The sequence below is a fragment of the Mycolicibacterium llatzerense genome (assembly GCF_000878195.1).
GTDB lineage: Bacteria > Actinomycetota > Actinomycetes > Mycobacteriales > Mycobacteriaceae > Mycobacterium > Mycobacterium llatzerense.
The window spans coordinates 18,659-30,472 of the sequence record NZ_JXST01000013.1; the positions used below are offsets into that span (position 1 = coordinate 18,659).

Consider the following 11,814-nt stretch of genomic DNA (forward strand, 5'->3'; position numbering starts at 1 on the left):
CTTGCCTAATTAGCAAGCCCTTGCCAGGTTCATCCGATCGAGTCCGCGCACCGGGGCACCGAACCCGACGAGCGTGTCCAGCACCGCCTGGGCCCGACGCATGCCGTCGACGTCGCTGACGCCGGCCAACAGCGGAACCCGGGTCGCCGAACCCACCACGGCAGAGCCCACGATGTGCCACATCTGCGGCACCGTCATGACACCGCCACTGACCTCGAAGAGCTTCGCGAACAGCGGTTGCAGCGCACGGTGGCACCGATGCGCCAACCAGGTCGCCAGCGCCTCCTCGCCCGGGAAGCCGACGATCCCGTCAGCGATCGGCCGGGTCGCCCACACTCCCCGCCCGCCGAATACCGGATCACCGGGCAGCACCCGCAGCGTCGGGTCCGCGACGCCGACCCAGTCGATGCCACCCTCCGAGTCGATGTGAACCCACAGGTTCTCCAGCCCGGGGTCCCAGGCCCGCCCCTCCAGCACCAGCAGTGGCACCACGCGGCCGATGACGACGTGCGTGAGCATGGCGGCCACCTGCTGGGCGGCGACCGATTCACTGCCGGTTTCCAGCACCGCGGTATCGAACATCGCCTGGAGCCGGTCGCCCGTCACGGCCTCGGCGAGCGGCCACCACCGACGACGGGAGATGTCGTCCATCACCGCAACGCCGTAGACCCTGGGATCACTCGGGCACAACTCGCGCAGCCGGCGACTCGACTCGTGCAACGGAAGCATCCGGCGGATGTCCATCGTGGCGATCAAGGGGTCAGTCACAGCGGAGGGCATGAACACATCCTTAAGTTAGGTTAGCCTTACTATAGTGACGACCCGCGAGATGTAAACGGCTGTGACAGGACTCACAAGCAGCGAAAAACAGCCCTGACCGGGAACCACAACGTTCAACCGGGACGTTGGGGAGGACATGCGAAATGGATACGACGCACGGTAGTAAATGCGTAGTACCCTGGAAACACTGCCGAAAGAGTGAAATAGGACATGGCGAAAATGACGCGGCTGGGCGAGTTGGAACGCGAGGTGATGGATCACCTCTGGTCCTCCCGCGAGCCGCAAACCGTCCGCCAGGTGCATGAAGCCCTCGCGACGCGCCGGGACCTGGCCTACACCACGATCATGACGGTGCTCCAGCGTCTGGCGAAGAAGAATCTGGTCGTCCAGCATCGCGATGACCGCGCGCACCGCTACGCACCGACCCACGGCCGCGACGAACTGGTCGCCGGACTCATGGTCGACGCACTTGACCAGGCCTCCGACTCCGGCAGCCGGGTCGCGGCACTGGTTCATTTCGTCGAACGCGTCGGGGTCGACGAGGCCGACGCGCTGCGGCGGGCCCTCGATGAGCTGGAAGCCAAGCACCGAATCCCACCGGCGACTGGCATTTCCGGCACCGACTGAGAGACACTTAGCGCGTGTCCGCCCTGGCCTTCACTCTCGTTGCGCTACTGCTGGTCGGGCCGGTACCCGCCTTGCTGGCGCGCGCATCGTGGCCGCAGCGGGCCCCCCGGGCCGCGATCGTGCTGTGGCAGTCGATTGCCATCGCCGCCGTGCTGTCCGCCTTCAGCGCCGGCATCGCCGTCGCCAGCAGGCTTTTCGCGCCAGGTCCTGACGGCCGCCCGACGACCACCGCGACCAGCGAGATCAGCGTCATGGGCTGGCCGGTGTGGCTCACGCACGTCGCGGTCTTCGCGCTGACCCTCGTCGTCGGCGGCCGACTGGTAATCGCCTTCATCCAGGTCGCCATCGCGACGCGACGCCGGCGCGCACACCACCGCATGATCGTCGACCTGCTCGACTGTTCGCGGGACACCGCACCCGCCCCCCAGGCCCGCCACCTGATCGGCCACGGCCTGCGCATTCTCGACGTCCAGCAGCCACTCGCCTACTGTCTGCCCGGCGTCCGCAGTCGTGTGGTGCTCAGCGAAGGTGCCCTCAAGCACCTGCACGACAGCGAGATCGCCGCCATCCTCAGCCACGAACACGCACACCTGCGCGCCCGGCACGACCTGGTGCTCGAGATGTTCATCGCCGTCCACGCCGCCTTCCCCCGCTTCGTCCGGAGCGCCAGCGCCCTCGATGCGGTCCGCCTGCTGATCGAACTGCTCGCCGACGACGCCGCCGTCCGGGCCACCGGCCCAACCCCGCTGGCCCGCGCCTTGGTGGCCTGCGCGTCCGGACGAGCTCCCAAGGGCGCCCTCGCCGCCGGCGGGCCGACCACGATCCTGCGCGTGCAGCGCTTGGCCGGCGAACCCAACAGCTCCTGGCTGGCCGCGGCCGCCTACTTGGCCGCCGCCTCCGTCCTGGTCGTTCCGACCGTCGCGGTGGCTGTGCCCTGGCTCACTGAATTGCACCGGTTGTTCTTCTCGTAGACTTTGCGACTGGCACCATCAGCATCGGTGGCGGATGACGCCGCACCGGCCTCGCGCCGGTCCGAAAGACTGTGCGCCACAACCAAACAACGAAAGGGCCAGCCGTGAGCTCGTCGGGAAACCCGGAACCGTCCGCAACCACCGCCACTGCCCAGATCGGCGTCACCGGCCTGGCTGTCATGGGCTCCAACATCGCCCGTAACTTCGCCAGCCACGGCTACACCGTCGCGCTGCACAACCGCTCCGTCGCCAAGACCGACGCGCTGATCGCCGAACACGGCGCCGAGGGCAAGTTCGTCCGCAGCGAGACCATCGCCGAATTCCTGGATGCGCTGGAGAAGCCGCGCCGCGTGCTGATCATGGTCAAGGCCGGCGACCCGACCGACGCCGTCATCAACGAACTCGCCGACGCCATGGAGCCCGGCGACATCATCATCGACGGCGGCAACGCGCTGTACACCGACACCATCCGCCGCGAGAAGGCCATCCGCGAGCGCGGCCTGCACTTCGTCGGCGCGGGCATCTCCGGCGGCGAAGAAGGCGCGCTGAACGGCCCGTCGATCATGCCGGGCGGGCCGGCCGAGTCCTACAAGAGCCTGGGCCCACTGCTCGAGGAGATCTCCGCCCACGTCGACGGCGTGCCCTGCTGCACGCACATCGGCCCTGACGGCGCAGGCCACTTCGTCAAGATGGTGCACAACGGCATCGAGTACTCCGACATGCAGCTCATCGGCGAGGCCTACCAGCTGCTGCGTGACGGCCTGGGCATGACGGCGGGGCAGATCGCCGACGTGTTCGCCGAGTGGAACAAGGGCGACCTGGACAGCTACCTGGTCGAGATCACCGCCGAGGTGCTGCGCCAGGTCGACGCCAAGACCGGCAAGCCGCTGGTCGACGTCATCGTCGACGAGGCCGAGCAGAAGGGCACCGGCCGCTGGACCGTCAAGTCCGCGCTGGACCTCGGCATCCCCATCACCGGCATCGCCGAAGCGGTGTTCGCCCGCGCCCTGTCGGGCTCGGTGCCGCAGCGGCGGGCCACCGTGGGCATGGCCTCGGGCCAGCTCGGCGAGAAGCCCAGCGACGCCACGAAGTTCGTCGAGGACGTGCGCCAGGCGCTGTACGCGTCGAAGATCGTCGCGTACGCGCAGGGCTTCAACCAGATCGAGGCCGGCAGCGCCGAGTACGGCTGGGACGTCAAGCCCGGCGATCTGGCCACCATCTGGCGCGGCGGCTGCATCATCCGCGCCAAGTTCCTGAACCGGATCAAGGACGCGTTCGACGCCGAGCCCGAACTCGCCACCCTGTTGGCCGCGCCGTACTTCCGCACCGCGGTCGAGTCGGCCATCGACAGCTGGCGCCGCGTCGTGGTGACGGCCACCGAGCTGGGCATCCCGATCCCGGGCTTCGCCTCGTCGCTGTCCTACTACGACGCACTGCGCACCGAGCGGCTGCCCGCGGCACTGACGCAGGGCCTGCGCGACTTCTTCGGTGCCCACACCTACGGCCGCACCGACGCGCCGGAAGGCAAGAAGTTCCACACCCTGTGGAGCGGCGACCGGACCGAGGTCGAGGCGTAGCTTTTCGCTCGCGAGCAGACGTGAAACTGTCCCTTTTCCCCGGAAGAGGGACAGTTTCATGTCTGCTCGGCATTGTCAGGCGAGGCCACTAGGCTGAAGGTGTGCAGTTTCTCGACGGCCACCAGCCTCCGTACGACCTGACCTACAACGACGTCTTCGTCGTGCCGGGGCGCTCAGCACTGATCTCCCGCTTCGACGTCGACCTGGCCACCATCGACGGCACGGGCACCACCATCCCGATCGTCGTCGCCAACATGACCGCGGTCGCCGGCCGCCGGATGGCCGAGACCATCGCCCGCCGCGGCGGCATCGTGGTGCTGCCGCAGGACCTGCCCATCGACGTGGTCCGGGGCACCGTCGACTTCGTCAAGAGCCGCGACCTGGTGGTCGACACCCCGGTCGTGCTCGCCCCCGACGACTCGGTCTCGGACGCCCTCGCCCTGCTGCACAAGCGCGCCCACGGCGCCGCGGTGGTCCTGGCGGACGGACGTCCGCTCGGCCTGGTCACCGAGGCCGCCTGCGCAGGCGTCGACCGGTTCGCGCGCGTCCGCGACGTGGCCACCACCGATTTCGTCTCCGCGCCCGCGGGCACCGAACCGCGCAAGGTGTTCGACCTGCTGGAGCACTCCCCGACGGGCGTGGCCGTGCTGACCAACGCCGACGGTTCGTTGGCCGGTGTGCTGACCCGCACCGGGGCCATCCGCGCGGGCATCTACACCCCCGCCGTCGACGCGCAGGGCCGGCTCCGGATCGCAGCCGCCGTCGGGATCAACGGTGACGTCGCCGCCAAGGCCCGTGCGCTGGCCGAGGCGGGCGTGGACGTCCTGGTCGTCGACACCGCGCACGGGCACCAGTCCAAGATGCTCGAGGCGTTGAGCGCGGTGGCCGCACTCGACCTCGGCCTGCCGCTGGCCGCAGGCAACGTGGTCTCCGCCGCCGGTACCCGGGACCTGATCAACGCGGGCGCGTCCATCGTCAAGGTGGGCGTCGGCCCCGGCGCCATGTGCACCACCCGGATGATGACCGGGGTGGGGCGGCCACAGTTCTCCGCCGTCGTCGAATGTTCTTCGGCGGCAAGGGAACTCGGCGGCCACGTGTGGGCCGACGGCGGTGTCCGGCACCCGCGCGACGTGGCACTGGCCCTGGCCGCGGGGGCGTCGAACGTGATGATCGGCTCCTGGTTCGCCGGCACGTACGAGTCGCCCGGCGACCTGCTGACCGACCGCGAGGGTCGCGTCTACAAGGAGAGCTTCGGCATGGCCTCCAAGCGTGCGGTGGCCGCCCGCACGGCCGGTGACGGTGCGTTCGACCGGGCCCGCAAGGCCTTGTTCGAGGAAGGCATCTCGTCCTCGAAGATGGAGCTGGACCCCGTCCGGGGCGGGGTCGAAGACCTGCTCGATCACATCACCTCCGGCGTCCGCAGCACCTGCACGTACGTCGGTGCGGCAAACCTCGCCGAGCTGCACGAAAAAGTGGTGCTCGGGGTGCAATCAGCCGCCGGATTCGCCGAAGGACACCCGCTGCCCACCGGTTGGTGAGCAGGTCCGAGGGGGCCGACCAGCTACCATTGCCATACGGCCGACGATTGCACTAGGCGTCGGTCGGCCGTCGATGTCGATTCAGCGAAAGGGAGCACGTGCCGCAGGCACCCGTTGGGGCGTCGACCGCCCCGAGCGCGGCGGGAGCGTGCGACGCCAACCACGCGCTCCCCGAACCGAGCCCTGAATCAATGGACTCCGAACCTCCCAGTAGCCGGCCGGGCCGCCAGCCCGGCGCCCCGAGCGGTGGTGCCCGGTGACCTCCGCGCTGACCATCGCGAGCCTGGCCGCGTTCATCCTGCTCACTGTCGGCACGGCGATCTTCGTCGCCGCCGAGTTCTCGTTGACCGCGCTGGAACGAAGCACGGTGGACGCCAACGCCCGCGACGGCGGCCGGCGCGACCGGATCATCCGTACCGCGCACCGCAGCCTGTCGTTTCAGCTGTCCGGCGCACAGATCGGCATCTCGATCACCACCCTGATCACCGGCTACCTGGCCGAACCCGTGGTGGCGCGGCTGCTGCGCGGCCCGTTGCAGGCGGTCGGGTTGCCGGAGCAGTTCACCGATTCGGTGGCCCTGACGCTGGCCCTGCTGATCGCGACGTCGGTGTCGATGGTGTTCGGCGAGCTGGTGCCCAAGAACCTCGCCGTGGCCCGGCCGGTGCCGACCGCGCGTGCCACCGTGCCGCTGCAGTGGTTCTTCTCCCTGGTGTTCTCCCCCGTGATCAAGCTGACCAACGGCACCGCCAACTGGGTGCTGCGCCGGCTCGGCGTCGAGCCCGCCGAGGAACTCCGCTCGGCACGGTCCGCGCAGGAACTGCTGGCGCTGGTGCGCAACTCCGCCGAAAGCGGGTCGCTGGACCCGCAGACGGCCCAATTGATCGACCGCTCCCTGCAATTCGGCGGCCGCACCGCCGAGGAGTTGATGACGCCGCGATCCATGATCGAGTCGCTGGAGGTCACCGACACCGTCGCCGACCTCATCGAGACGGCCATCCGCACCGGGTTCTCGCGTTTCCCGATCGTCGCCGGGGACCTCGACGAGACCGTCGGCATCGTGCACGTCAAACAGGTCTTCGCGATACCCGTCGAGCTGCGCGCCGGGACCCGGCTCGCGCAACTGGCACGGCCCGTCCCGACGGTGCCGTCGACCCTCGACGGTGACGCGGTGATGACCCAGATCCGGGCCAACGGCGTCCAGACCGCCCTGGTGGTCGACGAGTACGGCGGCACCGCCGGCATGGTCACCGTCGAGGACCTCATCGAGGAGATCGTCGGCGACGTCCGCGACGAACACGACGACGCCACCCCCGACGTCGTCGAGGTGCGCGACGGCTGGCTGGTGTCGGGTCTGATGCGGATCGACGAAGTGGACACCGAGACCCCGTTCCGCGCGCCCGAAGGCGACTACGAAACCATCGGCGGGCTGGTGCTCAAAGAGCTCGGCCACATCCCCGACGTGGGCGACACCGTCGTGCTGACCGAGTTCGACCCGGACAACCCCGAGCTGGACCCGGTGCAGTGGAAAGCCACGGTCATGCGGATGGACGGGCGGCGCATCGACCAGCTCGAACTCACCGAACTCGGCACGGACCAGTCGGGAGCCGACGATGAATGACGTTCTCGGCATCCTGCTGACCATGGCCCTGCTGGGCGCCAACGCGTTCTTCGTCAGCGCAGAGTTCGCGCTGATCTCGGCCCGCCGCGACCGCCTGCAGGCCCTCGCCGAACAGGGCAAGCGCAGCGCTGTCACCGTGTTGCGGGCCGGTGAGCGACTGTCGATGATGCTGGCCGGCGCTCAGCTCGGCATCACCGTCTGCTCGATCCTGCTGGGCCGCATCGGTGAACCGGCCGTCGCGCACCTGCTTCGCGAACCCTTCGACGCCGTCGGTGTGCCCGACACCGTGCTGCACACCGTGGCTTTCGCCGTCGCCTTGGCGATCGTGGTGACGGTGCACGTGCTCCTCGGCGAGATGGTGCCGAAGAACATCGCCATCGCCGGGCCGGAGAAAGCCGCGATGCTGCTGATCCCGCCGTACCTGGTCTACATGAGCGTCGCCCGGCCGTTCGTCATCTTCTACAACTGGTGCGCCAACAGCACCCTGCGGCTGCTCGGGGTGGAGCCGAAGGACGAGCTGGACGTCACGGTCTCATCGGTGGAGCTGTCCGAGATGCTGACCGAGTCGCTGTCGGAGGGCCTGCTGGACGCCGAGGAACACGTCCGGCTCAAGCGCGCTCTGGACATTCGGACCCGGACGGTCAGGGACGTCGCGATCCCCCTGCAGGACATCCGCGCGGTGCCGATCGCGGCGCCCGGAACCGGTCCCACGGTGGGTGCGGTGGCCGAGGCGTTGCGCGAGACCGGCTATTCCCGGTTCCCGGTCACCGACGGCCACAGCGCCTACCTCGGCTACCTGCACATCAAGGACGTGCTGCCCTGCATGGACGACAACGACGCCGTGCTGGACCGGTCCATGGTGCGCCCGCTGCCCATGGTGGCCTCGACGCTGCCGGTGGTCGACGCGCTGTCGTGGTTGCGCCGCAACAACAGTCACCTGTCCCTGGTGACCACCGACGGTTACGTCACCGCGATGGTGACGCTGGAAGACCTGGTGGAGGACCTGGTCGGCGTGGTGCGCGACGGTACCCACCGTGTCTGAGACGGTGTGTGCACTGGCCGAGGTCCTGGACGAGCACGACTGGGCGCTGCGCGAACAGCGCTACCTGGACCGCGTCGACGCCTTCCTCGCACCGCATGAGCGGCGGATGCGGGCCGGCGAGCCGCATCCGGTGTGGGACTTCCTGTTCACCTACTACAGCCTCAAGCCCCGCCAGCTGCGGCGCTGGCACCCGGGTTTCGGTCGCGCGCTGACCGGGCCGGGCGCGCGGCGGTTCACCGACCGGGCCGGGTACAGCCGCACCGGTGACGCTGTCACGGTGACGGACGCGTACCTCGCCGGCCGCCGGGACACCGTCGCCTTCGTTGCCGACCTGTTGGCTGCGACGGCGGCCCGCCCGGCCCGGTTGAACTGTTTCGGCCTGCACGAATGGGCCATGGTGTACCGCGCTCCCGAGGTGCGGCACGCCCGGGTGCCGCTGCGGCTGAGCGCGTCGGACACCGACGCCGTGGTCGAGTCGATGCCGCTGCGGTGCACGCATTTCGACGCCTACCGGTTCTTCACCGAGGCGGCCGTCCCGCGCAACGGCGAAGCCCTGTCCCGACACGCCCAGTCGGCCACCGAGCAGCCGGGCTGTGTGCACGCAAATATGGACTTGTACAAATGGAGTTACAAGCTCGGACCTTTGCTGGAGTCGAATCTGTTGATGGATTGCCTTGACCTCGCGGCGGACGCACGCGTCCTCGACATGCGGGCCAGCCCGTATGACCTGAGCGACTACGGAATCGAGCCGATCGCCATCGAGGACCCGATGGGCCGCGCCGAGTACGTGCGCCGTCAGCAGGACATCGCGAATCTCGCTGTGCCACTGCGTGAGTCACTGTTGTCCGAATGCCTGGCATTGCTCGACCACCACACCGACGGGGGCATGCCATGACGACCCGGACAGCGCTGCGGATCGCCGCTGCCGCTCTGGCGGCCGCGCTGACCGTCGCCGGCTGCTCTGACGACCAGTCCGGTCGCAGCACGCCGCGCAGTGGGCAGGTGTTGCCGGGTGACTACAGCGGCGCCGGCCCCGGCACGCTCGTCGCCGCGCAGCCACTGACCACGGTCGACCCCGAACTGGCCGGGCTGACCGCCATCTCCGCACGCATCACGTACGTCTCCACGTCGGGCATCAACGACAGCCACCCCAAGGTGACGGGCTCGGTGTTCCTGCCGAAGGGCAAACCGCCCGAGGGCGGCTGGCGCATCATCGCGCTGGCCAACCCGGGCAGCGGCATCAAGTCCGACTGCGCGCCGTCGTCGTCGCCGAGCCTGCTGGGCCTGCTGCCGACCGTGCGACTCATGGTCGGCGCCGGGTATCTGGTGGCGATCACCGACTATCAGGGCATCGGGCTCGATGAGACCTATCACCCGTATCTGGACTCCACGACCGAGGGTTTCAACCTGATCGACCTCGCGCGGGCGACGCGCAAACTGGTCTCCGCCGCCTCCACGAACTGGATCGCGGTGGGCACCGGGCAGGGCGGGCAGGCGGCCTGGGCGGCCGCCGAGCTCGCCACCGATTACGGCGGCGGCCTGCGCCCGCAGGGTGCGGTTGCCCTGGCCCCGACCGCGGCACTCGACTGGCTCGCCGACGCCTCGGCCGCCGGGGACCTGAACCGCGACCAGCAGCTCATGCTGCAGCAGTACCTGGCGGTCATGCCGCAGGCCTATCCGGGATTCCCCATCGAGGACTACCGCCGCGGCGCCGCTCGCGACCACTGGGACACGTTGTCGGCCTGCCGAGGGCCGGCCGTCGCCGACCGCACGGGCATCCTGGATTCGCTGACACCGCACGACCTCGGGCCGACGACGCCCGCCGCCACCGAAGCGCTGCGCGGTTACCTGCGGAAGGCGACGCTGCCGCAGGCGCCGGCCGCCGCCCCGATGCTGATCACCCCCGGGCCGGCCGACGGCCTGGTGCCGCCCGAGCAGACCGCCGCTGCCGTCGAGCGGGCCTGTGCCATGGGCGACGTGATCGACTACGTCCAGCCCGACGAAGCCGACGCCCTCGGCTGGATCACCGACCGGTTCAACGGGACCCCGGCGCCCAACAACTGTGCCGGCGCCACCCCGACCACCGCCACGCCGACGACGACCGCCAGTTCGAGCTCGGATGACTCCGACACCGGGCAGTCGAGTTCGGACACCGAAGAGGTGACCCAGACCGCCCAACAGACCGAAGCCGAAACCCCGACGCCGCATCACCCGCAGCCCGCACCTCCGCCGCCGGCGGACTTCGGGGACGCCGAATGAACATCGGCCTGCTCGACGGCTGGCTGCCAATGCTGATCCAGGTGGTGACGGTGCTGGGGCTGATCGTCGCCGTCGGCCGGCGGTCCCCGCGCTGGCTGCGACTGTGGCTCCCGGTCGCGGTCGGGACCGGCATCGTCCTGGCACTGGGCTGCAGCTGGTTCATCTCCGACCAGGGCCTCGCGGGCGGCCCGGCCCCGACCTCGCTGTGGGTCTGGATCGTCCTGACCGGCGTGGCACTCGTGGTGGCCATCGCGGGGTGGCCGGGCCTGCACTGGTGGCGCCGGTCGCTGGCCGTCGCGGTGGTGCCGCTGTGCGCGGTGTGCGCGGGCCTGGCGGTGAACACCTGGACCGGTTATCTGCCGACCGTCGAGGCCCTGTGGCAGCGGGCCACCGGCGCCGAACTCAAGGGCGAGATCGATCTGAACGCCGCGCTGGCAATGCGCAGCGCCGGCCAGGTGCCGGACCGCGGCGTCGTGATCTCGGTGCAGATTCCGACGGACGCGTCGGGTTTCCGCACACGTCCGGAGATGGTCTATCTACCGCCGGCGTGGTTCGCCCACGACGGCCCGCAGCTGCCGGTCGTGGTCATGGTGGGCGGTGAATTCGGGTGGCCGGCCGACTGGCCGACGGCCGGCGGCGCCCAGCACACCGCCGACGATTTCGCGGCCGCCCACGGCGGCAACGCGCCCATCCTGGTGTTCGTCGACACCAGCGGCCAGTTCTCCAACGACACCGAGTGCGTCAACGGGCCCCGCGGCATGGCCGCCGATCACCTAACCAAAGATGTTGTGCCATTTGTCACTTCGACATTCTCGGCGAGCCCCGATCCGTCCCGCTGGGGCATCGTCGGCTGGTCCGCAGGCGGCACGTGCGCGGTGATGACCACGGTGATGCACCCCGAGCTGTTCCAGACCTTCGTCGACATGGACGGACAGGTCGGGCCCAACGCCGGTTCGCAGCCGCAGACCATCGCGCGTTTGTTCGGCGGCGATGCGGCGGCATTCGCCCATTTCGATCCGGCGACCGTGGTGCGCAAGCACGGGCCGTACACCGGCGTCGCCGGCTGGTTCGCGGTGTCGGAGAGCGGGCCGGTGGTGCACCAACCGGCCCAGGCCGGCGCGGCGATGAACGTGCAACCGCCGGACAACCCGGAGAGCCACACCGCCGTCGCCAGCTACTTGTGTGGCGTGGTCAGCGCCGCCGGTATCGAGTGTTCGGTGGTCCCGCACGGCGGTGACCACACGTTCCCCAGTGCCGCAGAGGTATTCGCCGCGGCCCTGCCGTGGCTCGCCGGACGCCTGCACACGCCCGGTGTCCCGGCTATCGGTTTGCCGGGCTCGACACCGCAATGAGGGTGTGACCGGGTTCTCAATGTCCGACACGGCGGTGAGCTGCGGTTACC

At 69.5% G+C, this 11,814-nt stretch carries 10 protein-coding genes; 9 read left to right on the top strand and 1 reads right to left on the bottom strand.

What is annotated here, in order from left to right; genetic code table 11:
- Window positions 1–9 precede the first annotated feature (9 nt).
- Window positions 10–780, bottom strand: coding sequence for a hypothetical protein (locus TL10_RS10970; protein ID WP_043985751.1), 771 nt, complete (start codon window positions 778–780; stop codon window positions 10–12).
- A 210-nt stretch (window positions 781–990) separates the two neighbouring features.
- On the opposite strand from TL10_RS10970, the gene TL10_RS10975 reads away from it, so the two are divergent.
- From TL10_RS10975 to TL10_RS11015, 9 genes are all read left to right on the top strand, one after another.
- Entirely contained in the window at window positions 991–1,407 is a 417-nt protein-coding gene (locus TL10_RS10975) for a BlaI/MecI/CopY family transcriptional regulator (protein WP_043399903.1), read from the top strand.
- Between the two features lie 14 nt (window positions 1,408–1,421).
- On the top strand, window positions 1,422–2,378 hold the full coding sequence (locus tag TL10_RS10980; protein ID WP_043399900.1) for a M56 family metallopeptidase: 957 nt from the start codon (window positions 1,422–1,424) through the stop codon (window positions 2,376–2,378).
- A 104-nt stretch (window positions 2,379–2,482) separates the two neighbouring features.
- Entirely contained in the window at window positions 2,483–3,955 is a 1,473-nt protein-coding gene (gene gndA, locus TL10_RS10985; protein ID WP_043399898.1) for an NADP-dependent phosphogluconate dehydrogenase, read from the top strand.
- Window positions 3,956–4,056: 101 nt separating this feature from the next.
- Window positions 4,057–5,493, top strand: a complete 1,437-nt coding sequence (locus TL10_RS10990; protein ID WP_043985681.1) for a GuaB1 family IMP dehydrogenase-related protein — start codon at window positions 4,057–4,059, stop codon at window positions 5,491–5,493.
- A 256-nt stretch (window positions 5,494–5,749) separates the two neighbouring features.
- Entirely contained in the window at window positions 5,750–7,111 is a 1,362-nt protein-coding gene (locus TL10_RS10995) for a hemolysin family protein (RefSeq protein WP_043985682.1), read from the top strand.
- Entirely contained in the window at window positions 7,104–8,153 is a 1,050-nt protein-coding gene (locus TL10_RS11000) for a hemolysin family protein (RefSeq protein ID WP_043985683.1), read from the top strand. Before TL10_RS10995 ends, TL10_RS11000 begins: the two co-directional genes overlap by 8 nt.
- Complete coding sequence (locus TL10_RS11005; RefSeq protein WP_043985685.1) at window positions 8,146–9,048, top strand: hypothetical protein; 903 nt, start codon at window positions 8,146–8,148, stop codon at window positions 9,046–9,048. The genes TL10_RS11000 and TL10_RS11005 overlap by 8 nt, the downstream gene beginning before the upstream one ends.
- Window positions 9,045–10,412: a lipase family protein gene (locus tag TL10_RS11010; protein ID WP_052506385.1), complete on the top strand. Its 1,368-nt coding sequence runs from the start codon at window positions 9,045–9,047 to the stop codon at window positions 10,410–10,412. Before TL10_RS11005 ends, TL10_RS11010 begins: the two co-directional genes overlap by 4 nt.
- On the top strand, window positions 10,409–11,764 hold the full coding sequence (locus TL10_RS11015; RefSeq protein WP_043985686.1) for an alpha/beta hydrolase: 1,356 nt from the start codon (window positions 10,409–10,411) through the stop codon (window positions 11,762–11,764). The genes TL10_RS11010 and TL10_RS11015 overlap by 4 nt, the downstream gene beginning before the upstream one ends.
- The last annotated feature ends 50 nt before the right edge of the window (window positions 11,765–11,814 follow it).

Bases quoted from the DNA above. Each gene is read 5' to 3' on its own strand.
- TL10_RS10970 (WP_043985751.1), bottom strand. From the start codon at position 780: ATGCCCTCCGCTGTGACTGACCCCTTGATCGCCACGATGGACATCCGC.
- TL10_RS10975 (WP_043399903.1), top strand. From the start codon at position 991: ATGGCGAAAATGACGCGGCTGGGCGAGTTGGAACGCGAGGTGATGGAT.
- TL10_RS11000 (WP_043985683.1), top strand. From the start codon at position 7,104: ATGAATGACGTTCTCGGCATCCTGCTGACCATGGCCCTGCTGGGCGCC.
- TL10_RS11010 (WP_052506385.1), top strand. From the start codon at position 9,045: ATGACGACCCGGACAGCGCTGCGGATCGCCGCTGCCGCTCTGGCGGCC.
- TL10_RS11015 (WP_043985686.1), top strand. From the start codon at position 10,409: ATGAACATCGGCCTGCTCGACGGCTGGCTGCCAATGCTGATCCAGGTG.